This window comes from Runella defluvii (assembly GCF_014195535.1).
Lineage (GTDB): Bacteria > Bacteroidota > Bacteroidia > Cytophagales > Spirosomataceae > Runella > Runella defluvii.
The window spans coordinates 685,368-705,935 of record NZ_JACIBY010000001.1 but is presented as its reverse complement, the minus strand read 5'-3'; the positions used below and the strand labels follow the sequence as shown (position 1 = coordinate 705,935).

General features: G+C 46.8%; 16 protein-coding genes. 10 read left to right on the top strand and 6 right to left on the bottom strand.

Features of this window, described 5'->3' with window-relative positions; genetic code table 11:
- Nucleotides 1–5 precede the first annotated feature (5 nt).
- Nucleotides 6–923 (top strand): diacylglycerol/lipid kinase family protein, encoded by a 918-nt coding sequence (locus FHS57_RS02870; protein ID WP_183971331.1) that lies wholly within the window; start codon nucleotides 6–8, stop codon nucleotides 921–923.
- Nucleotides 924–957: 34 nt separating this feature from the next.
- Here the strand turns inward: FHS57_RS02870 and FHS57_RS02865 are convergent, their stop codons facing one another.
- Both FHS57_RS02865 and FHS57_RS02860 read right to left on the bottom strand, forming a co-directional pair.
- Nucleotides 958–2,415, bottom strand: a complete 1,458-nt coding sequence (locus tag FHS57_RS02865; protein WP_183971330.1) for an aminotransferase-like domain-containing protein — start codon at nucleotides 2,413–2,415, stop codon at nucleotides 958–960.
- A 127-nt stretch (nucleotides 2,416–2,542) separates the two neighbouring features.
- A complete protein-coding gene (locus FHS57_RS02860; RefSeq protein WP_183971329.1) occupies nucleotides 2,543–3,973 on the bottom strand; it encodes an amidohydrolase in 1,431 nt (476 codons plus the stop codon).
- 98 nt (nucleotides 3,974–4,071) lie between these two features.
- Between FHS57_RS02860 and FHS57_RS02855 the strand changes: the two genes are divergently transcribed.
- The 5 genes from FHS57_RS02855 (at nucleotide 4,072) to FHS57_RS02835 (ending at nucleotide 8,312) form a co-directional block, all read left to right on the top strand.
- Entirely contained in the window at nucleotides 4,072–4,710 is a 639-nt protein-coding gene (locus FHS57_RS02855) for a pyridoxamine 5'-phosphate oxidase family protein (protein ID WP_183971328.1), read from the top strand.
- The gene (locus FHS57_RS02850) at nucleotides 4,707–5,228 is read left to right on the top strand and encodes a DinB family protein (protein WP_183971327.1); all 522 of its coding nucleotides are present in this window, start codon (nucleotides 4,707–4,709) and stop codon (nucleotides 5,226–5,228) included. The genes FHS57_RS02855 and FHS57_RS02850 overlap by 4 nt, the downstream gene beginning before the upstream one ends.
- An 18-nt stretch (nucleotides 5,229–5,246) precedes the next feature.
- Nucleotides 5,247–5,552 carry a cupin domain-containing protein gene (locus FHS57_RS02845; protein ID WP_183971326.1) on the top strand — a complete coding sequence of 102 codons (306 nt, stop codon included), beginning with the start codon at nucleotides 5,247–5,249 and terminating at the stop codon, nucleotides 5,550–5,552.
- Nucleotides 5,553–5,765: 213 nt separating this feature from the next.
- Nucleotides 5,766–7,394 (top strand): M1 family metallopeptidase, encoded by a 1,629-nt coding sequence (locus FHS57_RS02840; RefSeq protein ID WP_183971325.1) that lies wholly within the window; start codon nucleotides 5,766–5,768, stop codon nucleotides 7,392–7,394.
- Between the two features lie 24 nt (nucleotides 7,395–7,418).
- Nucleotides 7,419–8,312, top strand: coding sequence for a glycosyltransferase family 2 protein (locus FHS57_RS02835; RefSeq protein WP_183971324.1), 894 nt, complete (start codon nucleotides 7,419–7,421; stop codon nucleotides 8,310–8,312).
- A gap of 171 nt (nucleotides 8,313–8,483) precedes the next feature.
- Here FHS57_RS02835 and FHS57_RS02830 read toward each other — a convergent pair whose 3' ends face one another.
- On the bottom strand, nucleotides 8,484–9,002 hold the full coding sequence (locus FHS57_RS02830) for a hypothetical protein (protein ID WP_183971323.1): 519 nt from the start codon (nucleotides 9,000–9,002) through the stop codon (nucleotides 8,484–8,486).
- Nucleotides 9,003–9,098: 96 nt separating this feature from the next.
- Between FHS57_RS02830 and metG the strand changes: the two genes are divergently transcribed.
- On the top strand, nucleotides 9,099–11,156 hold the full coding sequence (gene metG / locus FHS57_RS02825) for a methionine--tRNA ligase (protein ID WP_183971322.1): 2,058 nt from the start codon (nucleotides 9,099–9,101) through the stop codon (nucleotides 11,154–11,156).
- A gap of 174 nt (nucleotides 11,157–11,330) precedes the next feature.
- Here the strand turns inward: metG and FHS57_RS02820 are convergent, their stop codons facing one another.
- The 3 genes from FHS57_RS02820 to FHS57_RS02810 form a co-directional block, all read right to left on the bottom strand.
- A complete protein-coding gene (locus tag FHS57_RS02820) occupies nucleotides 11,331–12,401 on the bottom strand; it encodes an alpha/beta hydrolase family protein (protein ID WP_183971321.1) in 1,071 nt (356 codons plus the stop codon).
- Nucleotides 12,402–12,726: 325 nt separating this feature from the next.
- Nucleotides 12,727–14,097: a TrpB-like pyridoxal phosphate-dependent enzyme gene (locus FHS57_RS02815; RefSeq protein ID WP_122929166.1), complete on the bottom strand. Its 1,371-nt coding sequence runs from the start codon at nucleotides 14,095–14,097 to the stop codon at nucleotides 12,727–12,729.
- Between the two features lie 136 nt (nucleotides 14,098–14,233).
- On the bottom strand, nucleotides 14,234–17,638 hold the full coding sequence (locus FHS57_RS02810) for a DUF7133 domain-containing protein (protein WP_183971320.1): 3,405 nt from the start codon (nucleotides 17,636–17,638) through the stop codon (nucleotides 14,234–14,236).
- Nucleotides 17,639–17,932: 294 nt separating this feature from the next.
- Here FHS57_RS02810 and FHS57_RS02805 point away from each other — a divergent pair, with 294 nt between their 5' ends.
- The 3 genes from FHS57_RS02805 (at nucleotide 17,933) to FHS57_RS02795 (ending at nucleotide 20,561) form a co-directional block, all read left to right on the top strand.
- Entirely contained in the window at nucleotides 17,933–18,604 is a 672-nt protein-coding gene (locus FHS57_RS02805) for a response regulator transcription factor (RefSeq protein WP_183971319.1), read from the top strand.
- Nucleotides 18,605–18,618: 14 nt separating this feature from the next.
- Nucleotides 18,619–19,977: an ATP-binding protein gene (locus FHS57_RS02800; RefSeq protein WP_183971318.1), complete on the top strand. Its 1,359-nt coding sequence runs from the start codon at nucleotides 18,619–18,621 to the stop codon at nucleotides 19,975–19,977.
- A gap of 299 nt (nucleotides 19,978–20,276) precedes the next feature.
- The gene (locus tag FHS57_RS02795; protein ID WP_183971317.1) at nucleotides 20,277–20,561 is read left to right on the top strand and encodes a hypothetical protein; all 285 of its coding nucleotides are present in this window, start codon (nucleotides 20,277–20,279) and stop codon (nucleotides 20,559–20,561) included.
- Nucleotides 20,562–20,568: the final 7 nt, after the last annotated feature.

The window sequence follows — 20,568 nt, the reverse complement described above, 5'->3', positions numbered from 1 at the left end:
AGACCATGAACTACACCACTATCTATTTCATTGTCAATGGCTCAAAAAAAGCCAGCCAACGTATCATACCTGAAATTACAAATACCTTTGCCGCTTATCCTATAAGCGTTCAACTTACGAACTATAGCGGTCATGCTGCAATGTTGGCAGAAGAAGCTGTGCAATCGGGTGCCTTGGTTATAATCAGCGTTGGAGGTGACGGAACGCTCAATGAAGTAATCAATGGAATTATGAAAGGCTGTGCCAAAAGCGGACTTGATTCCCGTACCGTCGCACTGGGCGTTCTTGCGACGGGTTCAGGTAATGATTTTGTTAAAAGTTTAGCCAAAAAACATACCTTAAACTCATTACTAGAAGCTATTCAGGATTCCAATAACACATTGGTCGATGTTGGAAAAGCTGAATTTTTAACAGTAGATGGCCAACCGACTCATCGTTATTTTATCAATATCGCCGATGTTGGCATTGGTGGCGTCATTGCTGAAAAACTAAGCCGATACCAACGTTGGCTTGGCGCTACTTTTACGTACCAACGGGCGATTTTGGCTACCTTTTTGAGTTATACTCCGCAATGGCTGTTAGTCCGCACCCCTGCGGAAGAAATAGCTACCCCCATGATGAGCTTAGTAGTGGCCAATGGGAAATACTTTGGTAGTGGCCTTGGGATAGCCCCCAGCGCCCTCCTCAACGATGGTCTGCTGGAAGTAGTAATGCTCAAAAACATCACGGTCATCGACTACTTGCGTCACCTACCTACCATCCGTAAGTGCCGCCCTATACAACATCCCCAAGTGAGTTATTCATCTGCTAAATCCATTCAAATTGACACCCAAAAACCGTTACCTATTGATATGGACGGAGAGTTTGTAGGCGTCACCCCCGTTGTTTTTACCGTGTTGAAAGAAGCCATTTCAGTGATTTAAACCCCAAACGACTAACACCCAGCGATGTTGGGCATCAAAGGTTTCGCTTCATTACCTCCACGCATCTCACTAATTCTTCCTCTCTCGACGACGCAAACCCTAAGCGTGTGCCGTTGAGGGCTGGGTGAAGGTGTTTTCCGTTGGAAAAAAAGAGATCGTGTTTGAGACAACGTTCCGCAAATTGTTCTAGGTCAATACTTTTATCAAACAACGTCCAAATCGCCATCCCACCGTCGGGAAGTTGAAACTGTACGTAATCGCTCAATTCGTTTTGAAGTAGTTCGGCAAAGACATCCCGCCGTTTGCGGTATTCTTTCAGCGATTTACGAAGGTGCCGCTCAATCACCCCGCTCTGAAGGAGCTCGGCCACCGTATTTTCCAGCATCAAATCTCCCTGTCGGTCGATGATCCGCCGCAGGCGTGCCAAATGCGCAATGACGTCCTCTGGCCCCACCAAATACCCCACCCGAAAGGCGGGCGAAATGGCTTTGGTAAACGACCCACAATACAGCACCATGCCCGCGCGGTCGGCACTTGCCAGCGGCAGCAGCGGTTTGCTCAAGTAGTGAAAATCGTAGTCATAATCGTCTTCAAAGACAATAAAACCGTATTTTTCGGCCAATTTCAGTAAATTCAATCGGCGGTCGGCGCGTAGGGTGACGGTCGTTGGGTAATCGTGGTGCGAGGTCACATAAACCAAACGAACTGTTTTTTGTTGGCATAGTTTTTCCAGTTCTTCTACCACTAGACCGTATTCATCCACTTCAATTGGCTCAATGTGCGCGCCCGCCTGTACAAAATTGGTCGTAGCCGTTCCCCAACTCATTTTTCCCGTCACGACCACGTCGCCGCGCTGTACCAAACCCGCGCTCGCCAAGTGGATGCCCATGACCGTACCACGGGTAATCAGGATGTTTTCGGGCGTAATTTTAAGTCCACGTGTTTCGTTCAAATACGTCGAAAGTTCTTGTCGCAACCAACCAGACCCTTTGGTATCTCCATAGCCCAATTTTACGTACTGATTCCCCAGCAGCAACTGACTTCGATACACGCGGCTTAGTTCGGCGAGTGGTGCCAAACGTGGATCAGGAAAACCATCGTCCAAATGCAAGGCATACCCCGACGTCAACACATCGCGACGTAAATGCGGTGGCTGGGCAAAAGTAAACCCCGCTTTTTTGGCAGGATTCACTTTTTCGAGCGTCTGTTTGCTCAGTTTTTGGGGTTCAACTTCGGGTAAAGTTTCAACCACGTACGTCCCGCTCCCTGTTTTGCTTTCTAACCAGCCTTGCACCAACAGTTCATCGTAGGCTTGCACGACCGTTTTGCGATGAATATCAAGCAGTTCGGCCAACGAGCGAGTACCAATTAGTTTCTGTCCTGCCCGCAGCTCGCCCGTCCGAATCAACTGAATCAGCTGATTGGCCAATTGCAAATACGCAGGTTGCTTGGCGTTTTTGTCGATGGATAATTGTAACTGAGAAACAAGCATTTTTCGAATGACAAATAGAACGAGTGACGAGTGAGGATTTTTTTGAATGACGAATTTCTCGAATGACGAACTTTTTTTTCGTCATTCGTCACTCGAAGTATTCGTCATTCAAAAATTCATCATTCTCTTAATCTCTATAATTAAGGGCTGGTTTGCGGTCGCCGACCAAGGCTTTATAGGTAAAATCAGTCCCACGGCGTTTTTCAAATTCGGCTTTGGCTTCCGAGATTATTTTTTCGTTTTGGAATAAATCAATGGCCGTCGTTGCCAACGCTTTGGCCGCAATCACCATTCCTTTTCGTCCAATGCTCGTGCCCCCCGCCGCTACTGCTTGCCAACTGTGGGCAGGCGTACCTGGCACCCACGTAGCCGTGCGCAAACCAACAGTTGGCACCGCCCAGCTCACATCACCTACGTCCGTTGAGGCACTGCTTAGTCCCTCGTTGGCCAATGGTTCAATCGTTTCAACTGAACTTAGCTCCCGAATCCCCATTCCTTGCGTTTTGCTGATTTCTTCGGCATATTTCAATTCCTCGGCCGTATATTTCATTCCTCCAATGCCTTTCAAATTTTCGTGCATCAATTGCGACAAAACATCGTTGGGCAAAATTTCGTGTACGCCTCCAATGATTTCTTCTTCCACCGTCGTGCCCGTGGCCAACGCCGCCCCTTGGGCCGCTTTTTGTACGCGTTCCCAAATCGAGGCCACGTATTGACGACTTGGGTGGCGAACGTAATAATACACTTCGGCAAAATCAGGAACAACGTTTGGCGCTTTCCCGCCGTTGGTAATCACGTAATGGATTCGGGTAGCGGACGGAATGTGTTCGCGCATCATATTGACGGCATAATTCATCACCTCTACCCCATCCAAGGCCGAACGACCACGGTCAGGGGCAGCCGCAGCGTGCGAAGAAATGCCTTTGAAACGGAATTTAGCCGATTTGTTCGCCAACGACGACGACGAACTTGCGCTGTTGCTATCGCCTGGGTGCCAGTGCAGTACCACGTCCACGTCCTTAAATAACCCATCACGTACCATGTACACTTTTCCCGAACCACCTTCTTCAGCGGGTGTACCGTAAAACCGAATCGTTCCTTTGTGTCCTGATTGCACCAACCAGTTTTTAATGGCAACCACCGACGCCAACGAACCTACCCCAAACAGGTGGTGCCCGCAAGCATGCCCTGCAATACCTCCGATTGATTTTTTGATGGGAATTGAATCTTGTGACAAGCCTGGCAAGGCATCAAATTCACCCAAAATGCCAATCACAGGTTTGCCTTCGCCAAAACTCGCCACAAAAGCCGTAGGCATATCTGCCACGGCCGACTGTACCTTAAAACCTTCCTTGCGAAGCTGGTCTTGTAAAATGGCCGAGCTTTTGACTTCTTGATACCCTACTTCGGCAAACGTCCAGATTTGCTTAGAGAGCACGCCATACTGCTTTTCTTTTTGGTTAATTTCCTTGATAACACTTTCGTGGGCTTTGTTGGGAACTTGCGCAAAGGCCGTACTGATCCCCGCTAAAAACACCCATAGGTTTTTGGTTTTCATCGTTTGTTTAGGTTAAAAAGTGGACTACTTACTTTATTAAAAGTGGACACGTATAGCAATCCAGTAAAGATATACTTTTGTCAAAAAAAAACCAACCCATGCAGCCAACTCCCCGCACAACTCCAAGTCGTTTGGCCAAACGCGCTCAGTACGACGAAGAAACCGTTTATTCGATTTTGGATGAATCGATGTTTTGTACCGTAAGTTTTACCATCGACGGGCAGCCTTTTGCCCTACCCACTGCATTTGCCCGCTACGAAGACCGTATTTATCTTCACGGGTCGGTGGGGAGTCATTTTATTCGAGAACTAGAAAAAGGCATTCCTGTTTGTATTTCGGTCATGTTGACGGATGCTTTGGTGGTGGCCAAATCGGCCTTTCATCATTCGGTCAATTATCGTTCGGTCGTGGTTTTTTCCAACGCCGAAAAAGTAGAAGATACTACCCTTAAATGGGAGGCACTCCGTTGGATTACGGAGAAAATTGTCCCCAATAGTTGGGAGTACCTACGCCCCATGACGGAGAGCGAGGTTCGTAAAACAACCGTTTTGTCGTTTCCCATCGTAGAAGCCTCGGCCAAATTGCGTACAGGGATGCCCAAAGACGACGAAGAAGACCAAGAACTGCCGATTTGGTCGGGGCTGATTCCCCTTCGTACCGTTCGTGAAACTCCCGTGGGGGATGAATTCAGTAAAAATGTATCTTTACCCGAACATTTAACTCACCTACCTTCATGAAACGTTCCGACATCCAACACATGCCCCAGTTTTTTGATCGTTACATCCTACTTGTTGACGACATTGACATCATCGACGGTCTGGAGGCAACGGCTGGCCTTTATCACGCGCCCGAAATCAAAGAAAAACTGGAAGCACTTGGCGACCAAGTCTATGCACCTGGCAAATGGACTGCCAAGGACATCATCCAACATTTGATTGATAACGAGCGCATTATGTCTTATCGAGCGATGCGTTTTGCCCGAAACGATAAAACAAGCCTTCCAGGATACGACGAAGAATTGTTTGGGGCCAACACCACCGCTAACCAACGCACGTTAGACGATTTGCTGGATGAATTTGCCGTAGTTCGTCAGTCAACCATCGCACTTTTTAAAAGTTTCAGCGACGAGATGTTTCACCGTTCGGGCGTTAGTTTTAACCAGCAAATTTCTCCCTTAGCTTTAGGATTTGTGTTGATTGGCCACCCCATTCACCACTTACGGGTGTTGGAAGAGCGTTATTTCCCATTGATTTAAGGTTCACTTACTACCATCATGTTCGCAAACAAAATTAGCTTGGCAGAAGCTTCTCAAAAACTCAGTCAACACTCCGAGGAATTTATCTCGTTGTTTCGGCGTAGCAACTTAGAAGTGGAACTTTACCAACCACACCTTGTTGACAAACAAACTCCCCACGACCGCGACGAAGCTTACATCATTGCATCAGGGAGCGCAACGTTTGAGTTAGAAGGAAATGTGACCGAAGTAGAAACGGGCGATTTTTTGTTTGTACCTGCCCATGCAGCCCACAAATTCACCCGTTTTTCAGAAGATTTTTCGACTTGGGTGCTATTTTTTTAAAAACTTTGAAAAAAAATAAAAAAAAATTGTGACCTTGTATTCGACCTATAGTCTAAGCTATAGAGTTTTTCATAACGTTGAGTAAAGGTTAAAAATCCGAGTGGGCTTCCCGCTCGGATTTTTTTTTGCCCTACAAACTGGTATTATTGCTTTATCAAAAGCATTTTTCATCCCAAACTGGATTCCTAAGCAAACTACAAGCACTCTTCTACCATGAAAATTTTTCGTCTAGCTCTGCTATTTTCTATTTTTTCCCTCACCCTTTACGCCCAAAAATACACCTTCACGCACGACGATACACTGCGGGGCAGCATTACCAAAGAACGTGCTTGGTGGGATTTGCAGTTTTATCACCTCAATACCCGCATCAACCCTGCCGATAGTACGATTGGAGGCAGTGTAACTGTTCGCTACAAAGTAATTCAGCCGTCACAAGTGCTTCAAATCGACCTGCAACGCCCCCTAACGATTTCTAAAATTACCCAAGATGGTCAGGAGCTCACCTACAAGCGCGACGGAGACGCTTTTTTTGTCACGTTGGCCAAACCCCAAAAAACCAATGCCCAAGAAGAAATCACGGTGTATTATGGCGGACGGCCACGCATTGCAAAACGTGCGCCGTGGGATGGTGGTTTTTCTTGGAAACGCGACCAAAACGGACAGCCTTTTGTCGCGACCTCATGCCAAGGCTTGGGTGCGAGTGTGTGGTGGCCTTGCAAAGACCACATGTACGATGAGCCCGACAGCATGAAAATCAGCATTACGGTACCGCCAGGTCTGACCGATGTTTCCAACGGGCGTTTAAGTAGTGTTTCCAACAATGCCGACGGGTGGCGCACTTTTCATTGGTATGTCCAAAATCCCATCAACAACTACGGCGTAAACGTAAATATCGGCAACTACGTCAGTTGGACCGACACCTTTGAAGGCGAAAAAGGCAAGCTCGACCTGTCGTTTTATGCACTACCCGAAAACGTAGAAAAAGCCAAAGTACAGTTTCAACAAGTCAAACCAATGCTCAAAGCGTTTGAACACTGGTTTGGGCCGTATCCGTTTTATGAAGATGGGTTTAAACTCGTCGAAGTTCCCTATTTAGGCATGGAACACCAAAGCTCCGTGACGTACGGCAACGGCTACCAAAACGGCTACCTTGGCCGCGACCTTTCGGCTACGGGTTGGGGATTAAAATGGGATTTTATCATTATCCACGAGTCGGGGCACGAGTGGTTTGCAAATAATATTACCTACAAAGACGTGGCCGACATGTGGATTCATGAAAGTTTTACAAATTATTCAGAAAACTTATACACTGAGTATCACCACGGTAAGCAAGCAGGAGCAGAATATGTGATTGGTTGTCGAAAATTAATTCGCAACGACAAACCGATTATTGGCGTATATGGTGTTAATCACAGTGGCTCGGGCGATATGTACTACAAAGGCGGAAACATGCTCCATACCATTCGACAAATTGTGAACGACGACGAGAAGTGGCGCGGCATCTTGCGCGGATTGAATAAGACGTTTTACCACCAGACCGTTACGTCACCACAAATTGAAGAGTATATGAGCGCACAAGCGGGCGTAAACCTGTCAAAAGTGTTTGACCAGTACCTCCGCGATGTTCGCATTCCAACGTTAGAGTACAAACTCGAAGGTAAACAGCTTTCGTATCGCTGGAGCAATTGCGTAGCAGGTTTTGAGATGCCAGTAAAATTGAAAATTGGCGATAATTGGAAGACACTACAGCCAACTTCTGATTGGAAAACACTCAAAGCATCTAAGGCAAGCGCTGTGATGATAGACCCTAATTTTTATGTAGAAATAAGAAAATTAGAATAAATCATTACACCATTCTTACGACGTATGCACATCCATTATGAACAACACTCGGATGGAGAAAAACCACTTTTCTCCATCCTCATTCCTACTTGGAATAATCTTTCGCTGGTCAAACTTTGCGTTGAGAGCATCCGCAAAAACTCCACTTACAACCACCAGATTATTCTCCACATCAACGACGGCTCCGACGGCACTGTGGCCTGGGCCAAACAACAACAGCTTGACTTCACCCAAACGGCCGAAAATGTCGGAATTTGCGTTGCTTGCAATGCCGCTTTTACGCTTTCCAAAGCCGACTACATCGTTTATATCAACGACGATATGTACGTGTGCCCCGAATGGGACAAGCGACTTTTTCGGGCAGTGACGGATTATGGAAGCGACGATTTTTACTTTTCATCGACCATGATTGAACGGGTAGCAGCCAACAGCGGCAACGTATCATCACCTCACAACTATGGCGATAGCGTCGAGAATTTTAAGGAGGAACAATTGCTGAAAGAATGGTCGAGTTTGATTATTCCCGACTGGCAGGGCGCCAATTATCCCCCAAGCATCATGCACCGACGGATGTGGAATTTGATTGGCGGCTTCAGCGTCGAGTTTAGTCCTGGCATGTATTCCGACCCTGATATTTGCAGAAAACTTTGGGCTGTAGGAGTACGTAACTTTAGGGGCATTGGCGATAGTCTTGTCTATCACTTTATGTCGAAGAGCGTATCGCGCATCAAAAAGAACGACGGTAGCAAGCAGTTTTACCAAAAGTGGCGAATTTCAGCCCGCACGTTTTTTGATTATTACCTTCAATTTCAGCGCTCAACCCAAAACGCTTATTACAAAGGTATTCTGAGCGAGCCCGCCGAAAGTACCGCGCTTCGTTTCAAACGTACCCGCGACAAAATAAAGTACTGGTTTTAAGTGCAGCGGGGTACTAGGTGTGCTGCGGGGTACTCATACCTCGCTGAGTAACCTACGCAAATAGGTTGTCGGGGTATTGTACTGTGCTGCGGGGTACTCATACCCCGCTGAGTAGCCTACGCAAATAGGTCGTCGGGGTATGAGTACCCCGACGCACGCCACGCACGTACCTTAAAAACTTGGTGTTTTGTCATTCAAGAGTGTGGTATCCACTACGCTGCCCGTGCGAGGAGCACCTGCTTCGATCCACCGCCGCACAAACTCAATTTGTCCTTTATAAAGCGCTTTACCGTTTAGCGGCATGGGATTTCCGTAACTTAATCCGCTGTGGTGACCACTGTCTCCCCAAACCAGTTTATGATAAAAAAGACTTTGCAGCGAAAAATAAGGCGTCACTAACTTTAGTTTATCAATGCGCGCATTGGCGTTTTTAGGGTCTTTGTTGACCAAAAAATCATACGTTTTTCCCTTGGCCAACACCAAACCGTGCTGCGCAAACGTGCTTTCCTGCTCCGACGCATGACAGCCCGCAGTGGCACAAGTGGGCGTCAAAATACGGTCTTGAAGCAAATCAAACGACGCTGCTTGAGGTACGGAAACGGGCGTTTCTTTGGGCGTGCAGCCCTCCAGCGAGAGTCCCAACGCCAATATGCTTACTGCCCAGTACAACTGTTGTCTAAATTTTTTCATGGTTAACTCAAAATTGGCACTGCATCAAAGTTAAACAATTCTCCATTCCCACGCTATTTTACTATTTTTGCAGCCTCAAATTTGATTTATTATCCCATGAGTAAGAAATACACCGTTACGGCGGCCCTCATTTACGCCAACGGCCCTATCCATATTGGTCACTTAGCAGGTTGTTATGTCCCTGCCGATATTTACGTGCGGTACTTACGTGCCAAAGGTGCCAATGTAGCTTTTGTAAGCGGTACCGACGAACACGGTGTCCCCATCACCATCCGTGCAAAAAAAGAGGGAATTACGCCCCAAGAAGTGGTCGATAAGTACTATACGCAAATCAAACAATCGTTTGCTGATTTTGGGATTTCGTTCGATGTTTACTCTCGCACGAGCCTGCCTGTTCACCACAGCACATCGCAAGAGTTTTTTAAGACCATTTACGACAAAGACGGCTTTGTAGAAGAAACCAGCGAGCAGTATTACGACGAAGTAGCGCAGCAGTTTTTGGCCGACCGCTACATCGTTGGAACGTGTCCCGTTTGTGCCAATCCCAACGCCTACGGTGACCAATGCGAACGCTGCGGAACCGCCCTCAGTCCGATGGAATTGAAAGAACCACATTCGACACTTTCGGGCTCAAAACCTGTCTTAAAATCGACCAAAAACTGGTACTTACCTTTGGACAAAATGCAACCCGACGTAGAAAAATACGTAGGAAGCCATACCGAATGGAAAACCAACGTATTTGGTCAGTGTCAGTCGTGGTTGAAAGAAGGTCTTCGGCCCCGTGCCATGACCCGCGACCTAGATTGGGGCATCAAAGTACCCCTTGCCGATACCGACGGAAAAGTGCTTTACGTGTGGTTTGAAGCGCCCATTGGGTACATTTCGGCCACCAAAGATTGGTTGATTCAGCAGAACGGCACCGACGCAGGCTGGGAGTCGTGGTGGAAAAAGTCGGACAACGAAGAGACGAAGCTGATTCACTTTATTGGCAAAGACAACATCGTGTTTCACTGCATCATTTTCCCCGCTACACTCATGGCGATGGGAGGCGAGTATTTGTTGCCCGACAATGTTCCTGCCAACGAATTTATGAATTTGGAAGGCGATAAAATTTCAACTTCTCGCAACTGGGCCGTTTGGTTACACGAATATTTAGAAGAACTTCCTGATAAACAAGACGTTCTGCGTTACGTATTGACCGCTAATGCGCCCGAAACCAAAGACAGCGAGTTTACGTGGAAAGACTTCCAAACCCGCAACAACAGCGAGTTGGTAGCAATTTACGGCAATTTTGTCAACCGTGCCGTTGTCTTAACGCACAAATACTGCAACGGTAGCGTTCCTGCCTTGGGTGAGTTAACGGATTTTGACCGTGAAACGCTCGCATCGTTGGCCGAGCTCCCCGTCAAAATTGGGGATTCCCTCGAAAACTATCGTTTCCGCGAAGGCTTGGCATTGTTGATGGATTTGGCACGTTTGGGCAACAAGTATTTGGCCGAAACCCAACCTTGGCAAGTCATTAAAACCGACGCCGAGCGCGTAAATACCATCATGCACATTGCACTTCAGATTGCCGCCAACTTGGCCATCGTGAGCGAGCCTTTCTTGCCGTTTACCGCCGAAAAGCTACGCAATCAACTGTCGCTCAGCCACCAACAGTGGGCAGAAGCGGGTAGAAGAGACCTGTTGGCAGAAGGCCAAGCCGTTGGCGAGGCTTTCTTATTATTTGAAAAAATCGAAGACTCGGTCATCGAAAAACAAGTACAAAAACTGCACGACGCAAAGAAAATGAACGAATTAGCGACCAAATCCGTCCCTGAACTTAAACCAACGGTTCAGTTCGACGATTTTGCCAAATTAGACCTTCGCATCGGTACCATTTTGGAAGCCGAACGCGTTCCTAAAAGTGATAAGTTATTGAAGTTTTTGGTGGACGATGGTTTTGAAAAACGCACGATTCTGAGCGGAATTGCCAAACATTTTTCACCCGAAGAAATGATTGGTCGCCAAGTGACGTTCATCGCCAACCTCGCCCCTCGCAAAATCATGGGGCAAGAATCTAACGGGATGATTCTCATGGCCGAAGACCGCGACGGCAGCCTATCGCTGCTCCAGCCCCACAAAGAAGTGTGGTCAGGAGCTTCAATTTCATAACTTGCTTCGAACCTGATTTTACAAAATGAGCGGCTGCCCGAAAAGGACAGCCGCTCACGTTGTATAAGTACCAATAAAACGTAGTGCTTCTCCCCTTCCAAAGGCTTACGGGCATTTTATGGCTTGGCATTTAGCGACTATGAAGGCCTTGTTATTGATGTTAGTTTTTTATTTTTAAAGCACTATTTTTTTTAACCACTCCGACATTGTATCAAAATATCCATCACATGGTGGTTGATATTTATTACTGTTTTCAATAGTTTCTTTCATTCCACCTGTTTTACAACTTTTAAGGTTATGGTTACAATCAGGATAAGTCTTTATTGTTAGCTTAGCTTTCGTTTTTTTCCCTATTGTTTCTTTATAGAGGGCAATCGTTTGTCTCCAATTAATATTAGCATCTTTTTCTCCAAAAATTGCTAGTACAGGGCATTGAATTTTCATAAGCGTTTTCCGAAAATTGGGAACGTATATCATTAGCCCTGTTTTTCTGTCAAATTTATGATGTTCACTTATAAATTGTTTCTGCTTAGACAAATAGGACTCTTCGGTTTCTGAAGAATTGTTTAAAAAAATCCAAAAAGAATCCTTCGTTAGATTTTGAGTCGCTTTTTGATATTCAGCAAATGCCCCACCTTTTCTAAATATATCATTACCTCTTTGCCATTCTGAAACCAATAGTTGTATTTCAGTTTCACTTCTGCCGTCAATTCTAAGATTTGTTTCAAGCAAGTAGCCAAAATTTTCTTTATCATCTGTTCCACTCACCGAAATCCAATAGGCAATTTTTGGATATTCTTGAATTACCAAAGGGCAAATCCATCCTGCACGGCAAATCCCCCAAAGTCCAATATTGGTAGCCCCTGCAATATTTTTACTTTCTATTTCTTTAATTGCAGAAAGCACCTCATCGGCACTACTTTGTACTGTTTGATTTACGTCAAATTCACCTTCACTTTTTCCACAACCAGGTTTATCCCAAATAACACAAGCAAGTCCAAGTTTTACAAAGTTTGAGCGTAAATCGTAATACCAATTTCCTTCTACAATATTACTTTTTCCGTAACCTTGAACAATTAAAATTACTGAAGTGGGCTTTTGTCCAATTGGTAAATCCAGAAGTCCACTAAGTTTTTTACCGTTATGAATAAACTCAAAACTTTCTGTTTTAATCTGCCCAAATGCTGAATCACAAACGAACAGAATCAGGATAATGAAGGATCGTAATGCCATGCTTTTTTTCATTTTTTACGTGATTTTTCTATTAGAACTATCCTACTAAAACTACTACCAACGAGCGAATGGACGCCGCTCTAACATTTTGAAACACACAGTTCTGAGTAGCCCTCGATAGGGAGAGCATCACGCTTATACTGTCTATTTGCAAGACTTCGAACCCAGCTTGGCAATAGAAAGGCTAGAAGCCTGCAAATAAGGGCCACGAACGGGACGTTCGCGCCATCGAAAGCTGGGTGCTTTTGTAACGTAACTTGCAGAAAAACAAACCAATAAAAAGCGAGAGACTATCCTTTGGGGACAAACTCTCGCTTTTTATAACTACCTATTTTTATTAGGCCATTGGATAACCCTCTAGTTCTTTCAAGCCCGATTTCAATTCGTCGTCGGTCAAGAAATGGTCGGAGAGTTTACCGTCGAAATAGTCCATGTAAGCCTGCATATCCAAGAAACCGTGGCCGCAAAGATTGAACAAAATCGTCTCTGATTTGCCTTCTTCTTTGCAACGCTGCGCTTCTCTAAATACCTGCGCGATGCCGTGCGTGGCTTCGGGCGCGGGGATAATTCCTTCGGCTTTGGCAAAAGCCACCCCTGCCTCAAAACACTCCAACTGCTGAATGGCATTGGCTTCGATGAGGCCGTCTTTCAACAACTGCGAACACAATACCGACGCCCCGTGGTAACGCAAACCGCCCGCGTGAATGGCCGCAGGGCGGAAGTTGTGGCCCAAGGTGTACATCGGCAACAACGGCGTAAACCCAGCCGAATCGCCAAAGTCGTAGCGGAATTCACCCTTGGTAAGCTTAGGACACGAAGCAGGTTCTACGGCGATGGCGCGCACGTTTTTACCTTCGGTGATATTTTTATGTAAAAATGGGAACGAAATCCCTGCAAAGTTGGAGCCACCACCCAGCGGCGCAATGACGACGTCGGGATAATCGCCCGCTTTTTCCATCTGTACCAAACACTCTTGGCCAATGATGGTTTGGTGCATCAACACGTGGTTCAACACACTTCCGAGGGCGTACTTGCAATTTTCGTCCTGAACGGCACACTCAATCGCTTCCGAAATCGCAATTCCTAAACTTCCTGGCGTATCGGGATATTGTTCCAAAATCTTCCGTCCCGACTGCGTTAGCTCCGAAGGAGAAGGGAAAATTTTGGCACCAAACGATTCGATAAGGGCTTTACGATACGGTTTTTGGTTATAGCTGATACGCACCTGAAACACTTCGCACTCGATACCAAACATCTGACACGCAATGGCCAAGGCCGTTCCCCACTGCCCTGCGCCTGTTTCGGTCGTGATGCGTTTTACGCCTTCCATCTTATTGTAGTACGCCTGCGCCACGGCGGTGTTGGTTTTGTGGCTACCCGATGGACTTACGCCTTCGTATTTGTAGTAGATTTTTGCGGGCGTGTCCAGCATTTTTTCCAAGCGATGCGCACGGAACATGGGCGTTGGACGCCACAGCTTGTAGATTTCGCGTACTTCTTCGGGGATTTCGATGTATCTTTCTTGGGATACTTCTTGCTTAATCAGCTCCATCGGGAACAACGGAGCCAAATCGCCTGGCCCTACGGGCTGCTTAGTAGCGGGGTGCAATGGCGGCAGCGGCTTGTTGGGCATATCTGCCTGAATGTTGTACCAATGTCTTGGAATCTCGTCTTCCGTGAGTAAGATTTTGTGTTGCTTTTCCGACATGATTTAAGGAATTAACGTGATTAGGAATATTAACCTTTAAACTTAAAAAGGATTTTCCCGACCTGCAATGACCTTTGTCGAAAAGTTTTATCGAGACCTTCCCGAAAGTTTCAGAACTTTCGGGAAGGTGGTACTTCTATTTTTTCAAACTCGTTAAGAACTCTACTAAATCGCGGATTTCACGTTTTGACAGAATGCTCCCCATCGGCGGCATCCCCGATGGCATGTTTTCGCGCTTGCCGATGCGCGCCACAGGAATGACCAATGGCTCAGCGTCGGAGGTATTGACAGTGAGTGTTTCGGCCGTTTCTTTGGCTAATGTTCCGTTCACCACTTGACCGTCTTTCAGCGTGAGCGATACCATGCCAAACCCAGGTGCCAAACGGGCACTAGGTTCTACAAGTGCTTGCAACAATTGCTCGCGTGTAAGTTCATCACCAATGTGCGTCAATGATGGCCCAACGGCTCCACCCGTACCCCCAACGGCGTGACAACGTACGCACTGAGCCGCTGAGTTGTTGTTGAATATGTTGCGACCTGAAAAGCGATTTCCGCCAAACAGTGCCTCCGCATATTCATCTACAAGCGAAGCGCCTGGCTTCACCGTTGCCATTTTTTCTTTCAACGCTGCTACCCCCGAGGCTTCTACGGCTTCTTTCAGTTCCAATGACAAGTTGGGAGACAGTTTTTTATCCTTCAATTGGTCTATCAAATCGCCCAAAATTACCTGTGTTTTGTCAGCGTCCATTTTCCCCAACACTTCAAGCATTTTTTGTTGCTCCCGCGTTGTGCCTTTGGTAAAGATCGAATTGACAATCAATGGTAAACTTGCTTTGGTGACGTTGTTATTATTCAACAGCCCCAATGCTACCGTGCGCACACTTTCTTCTTTGTCGTCCATTCCTTTCTTCACAATGGCATCAATCTGCGCATAACCCAACTGATTGAGGGTAGTCAAAATAGCACTTTTTACCCGAGGACTTTCGCTGGCGTCAAAAATCGACACCAGTTGTTCGTTGGCTTCGGTGATTTTTACGTCCGCAATCAAGCCCACAATTGCCGCCAGAGGTTCTGCATTTTTCTCCTTCAAAAACTCATTGATGTAGGGCAACACTTTGGCTTTTACTGCCGCAGGGTCACGCTCAATTTTACCACGGTAACGACCATCAACACGGTCGGTGTACGACGGATTTGCCCACGTTCCGAGTGCGGCCAATGCTTCTGCTTTTATGTCTTCTTTGAGGTCGGTGCGACGGGCAAAATCAAGCAACAATTGAAGCTCTTTGTCGCCGCCCACGCGCAATGCCGCGTTGATGGCACGGCGCACAATCACCTCCGACGTAAAGCGGGTTTCTTTCAACGTAGCAGCCAAGGCAGGCAAGGCTCCCACAATCGACAGGTCGTCGTTGATGGCACGGGCGGCTTCGGCTACGATGTATTCGTCTTTATCGTTCAAGAAAACGGCCACATTTTCATTACGTAAACGTCTCAATACCACCACTGCCGCTGTCCGCAATGCTTTGCTTGGGTTATTGGCCAAGGCTACCATTGGTTCTACTTTTCCAATGCGCGACAAGGCCAACACGCCCGCGTGACGTAAGTAGAGGTCTTCGTCGTTGTTGGCCCCAATCATTTCAATCAGCGGCGTTACGGCATCTGCATAAGCGATGCGTCCCAATGCTTCAGCAGCGTAAAAACGAACACGTGGGTTGGTGTTTTTCAACAAAGGTACCAATGCACTTCCTGCACTCGCGATACGTGCATCTCCGAGCATTTTGGCGGCTTGGGTCATAACCTCAGGGTCTTTGTCATTCAACAACGACATCAACGTCCCAGCGTTGGCTTGGTCGATGCGTGTCAACTGACCAATTCCCCAAATTCCGTGAATACGTGCCAATTGGTTCTGCGTTTGTTCGGCTGCTTTTATCAACTGCGGAAGCCCTTTTTTGCCGCGATTCACCAACTCAAATTGCGCTTTTTGACGAACCCGCATATCGCCGTACGAGAGCAGCGAATACAGTTTTTCTTCGGTTTGTGCAGGGTAACTCAACTGAATCATCCGCTTGGTTTCTTCGCGTACGGCTGCTAGGTCATTTTTATCTTTGGTAACGTCCAATTTCCAGACGCGGCCGTAATTTTTGGTTCCCCAGCCATTGATCCAGTCAGCGACGTACAACGCACCATCTGGCCCAAATTTGATGCCCGTTGGCAAAATCCCGCTCACAATGTCCTTTTCTCCATCGAGATCAAACGTAGCTCCTTTTGGCTTCAGCCCAAACGACCAAATGTGTGACCGTGAGGGTGTTCCGACAAATTCTACCAAGAAAAACTTGTTTTTCCACTCCGACCCTAGCGCCGTGCCTGGGTTGTATTCCATCCCCGTTGGGCCATTATGGTAGTTCATGATGGGAGGCAAAATATAGGCTGCTTGCCCCTCCCAACGTGGTTTGAACAATTTCTCGTTCATCCACACATTGTATTTATTGTTGCGCAGGTCGGTGTATTTTCCATATTGCCAGTTGGAACGCCAGCCCGCGTCATGCCCCTGCACAACGTGCACCAAACGCTCGCTTTCGCCTGGGTGGTCACCGTCGTTGTCGGACGAAATGAGGTTGCCGTATTCATCAAAAACAAACTCGTGGGTGTTACGAAGTCCCGAAGCAAAAATTTCAAAATCAGAGCCGTCTGGATTAGAACGAGCGATAATTCCTGAGTTGGGATTTTCCCATTTTTTGCCATCGGGTGCAGTGATATTCGCCCCAATGTCGCCAATGTTCCAATAAATGCGCCCATCGGGGCCTTCGGTTACGCCCGACATACCGTGACCACTAAACCCAATGTGCACGCCGTAACCGTGGCTGATGGATGTCTTTTTATCCATGATACCATCGCCGTTGGTGTCTTTCAAACGCCAAAGGTCAGGAGCAATTGCCACAAAAATTTCGCCCGCCCGTACGAGCATTCCCCCCGCTACGTCGGTTACTTCGTCGAAAAAGTCTTCTAGCACACGCAGCGAAACGTCGGCGATACCGTCGTTGTTGGTATCTTCTAACCGCCAAATTTCATCTTTTTCGACGGCCAAGTCTTTCCAATCATGCACCCCATCTTCATTAAGGTCGCGCAACCACTCGTTGGCTTTGCTACGCTCAGGAGCAAATGTTTTGCGCAAAAACGCCCGACGATCTTCTACCGTTTGAAGGCCAATCGACTCCGTCATCCAATCGCGGTGCCCGCGAATGTCAAATTCTGAGTTTTTTTGGCGATGGGTACGGTTGATATAGACCCGTCCTTGGTCGTCGATGGCCATGGCCACGGGGTCGGGAGCAAGTGAGTCCGACGCCCAAAGGGTCATTTGTAGCCCTTCGGCAAGCTTTACGGGCGTTTTTTCACGGATTTCCTTGGCCCTAGCAATGGCCTTGGTAGGGTCTTCTTTGATGACAACGGGCTGGCTAGTCCGTGGTGTTTTCATACACGACACCACCAAACAAGCCGTCCCGATTGCCGCCGAAAGTTGCAATTTTGACTGTTTTTTAAAACGCATGGGTTAATCAAACTTTTGTGAGAGAGATACTTAAAACTAAATAAAACGACCAAGTTCTGCTTTTTACTTATCCCACGTCAGTTTTTTAGACGAGCCCTTCTTTTATCGCCTTTTTTATGCCAAATAGTGCGACTAAATTATCGCAAGCGAGTATGAAAAAAGGATTAAAATCGCTTTACAAGGGTTACCTACATGACTACCCAATCGAGTCGGTGTCTATATTTGCAGCAACAGCATTACTCTTAAAGGGGTGGAAACGAACACTTTGACACATCAACAACCCACATCGTTTGTATGAAAATCTTATTAGTGGAAGACGAGGATAGACTCGCTTCTTTTATTCGTAAAGGCATTTCGGCCGAAGGCTATGAAGTAGAAGTTGCCTACGACGGGCGCATGGGTCTGTCGCTGTTTCGCAAAAATAGTTACGACATCATTTTATTGGACGTCAACCTTCCCCATATCAATGGCTTTGAGCTATGTCAGCTTATTCGGGCTGACAATGAAAGTGTTCCCGTACTAATGCTAACGGCCCTCGATAGCCTCGCCGACAAAGCCGATGGCTTCAACGCGGGCGCGGACGACTACCTCGCCAAACCTTTTGAGTTTCAGGAACTGCTGCTGCGCCTTCGGGCACTCACGCGGCGAAGCGGCACTAAGCCAAAACAAGTGTTACGGTTGGCCGATTTGGAATTGAACCTTGATACCAAGACGGTCACTCGCGCTGGGCAACGCATCGACCTGACGACCCGCGAATACTCTTTGATGGAATATTTGATGCTCAACAAAGGGAAAATTATTTCGCGAGTGGACATTAGCGAACGCGTTTGGAGTTTGGATTTTGACAGCAGCACCAACGTCATCGACGTCTATGTCAGTTATTTGCGAAAAAAAATTGATAAAGGTTTTTCTACCAAACTGCTCCATACCATCGTTGGGATGGGCTATGTGCTGCGCGAAGGATAATCGTTTTCTATACTATGCTCATTCGGAATCGACTTACCATCATTTTTACCCTGCTTGCCACGGCCATTCAGGTGACGTTGTCGTTGTTGGTTTGGTACTTTTACTCGCTGTACCGTCAAGAAGAATTTTACAGTCGATTGGAGGGAAAAGCGCGGGTAGCGGGAAGGGTGTTGATTTCGAGGCGGCACCTCCACGATGATTTTTTTAAAAACATGGTTCGTACCGATTTGCTCACCATTGTCGAGGAGCAAATCAGTATTTTTGACCAACAACATAAGCTAGTTTTTACCAACCGAACCCTCAAAGAATCGGATTATTACAAGGAAAAAATCCCGCACCTCCCCTCTTCCGATGCCATTTTTGAATTTCGTACGGGGCACCTTGAGTCCATTTTAATTCCTTACAATGACCAAGGGCAGCGCTTTTTCATTTTTGCCTCGGGCTACGACCGCATTGGGTTTGCCAAACTTGGCACGTTACAACAAATCCTCCTGTTGGCCAACCTATTAGGATTTTCATTGATTGTATTGGCAGGATGGTATTTTTCGGGAAGGGTCTTGAAACCCATTTCTCAGATTGTTGAAGAAGTAGAACAGATTACCGCTAAAGATTTGCACAAACGGGTACAAGAGGGCAACCGCCGCGACGAAATTGCGCAGCTTGCGATGACCTTCAACCAAATGCTCTTTCGGCTCGAAGATGCCTTTGTCTCCCAACGGAGTTTTGTGGCCCACGCCTCTCACGAGCTTCGTACTCCGCTTACCAACACCCTCGGCACGCTCGAAACATCGCTCCGGTACGATCAAAATCCCAACGACTGGCGCGACAGCATGGAAGTAGCCGTGGAAGAATTAAAAAAAGTCATTTCGCTCACCAATAGCTTGCTGGGACTGGCGCGCGTCACCGATGGGGCGCTTACCCTCCAAAGCGTGCAGGTAGATGATTGTTTGCTGACCGCATTGGGACAAATTCATGCCAAATACCCGCACCGAAGTTTACCCCTTCAATTTACAACCGACGACGACCACTCGCTGACGGTAAAAGGAAATGCGACTTTGCTGACCACTGCCTTTCTAAACCTCCTCGACAATGCCTGCAAGTACTCTACTGAGGCCGTTTCGGTACATCTTCAGACGACTTCTGATAAAATTTTGGTCGTTATCAAAGACCGCGGACGGGGCATTGCCGAAGCCGATGTTGCCCACATTTTTGACCCACTTTACCGAGGAAAGAACGTAGAAGGAGTGCCTGGGTTTGGCATTGGCTTAGCCATGACGCAGAAAATCATTGAGCTACACCAAGGCTTTCTTCATTTGAATTCTAAAATCAACGAAGGCACCACCGTTTCCATCTCATTTCCCAGTTTAAGTTAATCTTTTTTAGGAGCGACGCTCATCTCACATTAGAAAATCACCCCATTTTTCTAATGTCTTCAAATTTGTTTCTTAAAAGCAAATAATTGTACAATTCCTATTTTCCCCCAACTTATCAACTATTAACGCACTACCTAAAAGCACTAGAACTGGCTATTAGTAGGTATTTATGCTTTCTTAGGCTGGTACAAGCACTTCGAGTCACTTAGATTTTTCTAATGTTTTCTAATTTGCTTCTCACACCGTTTTAATACCTAAGTGGTTGCTTTGTTTTGTCAATCAACATAGCTATCCACTCTATGCGACGCCATTATTTTCCATCGATTTTGCTTTACGGCTTGGGGCTCACATTGGCCCTCTCGCTAGGCTTCAACGGCTTTTTACTTTACCAACAAACCCGCCAGCGTAGCCTCTATGAATTTGAATTAGCCAGCGTGGCTAGCAGTGTCGATAATGTGTATTGTCGGCAGCAACTTTCGGAATGTATTCGTCACAACCAAGAGAAAGATAGCCTCTTACGAGAATTGGTCCAACACCCCAACGCTCCCCCGCTTTACAAAACAAACTCGCATTCAAAAAAATAAATCCACT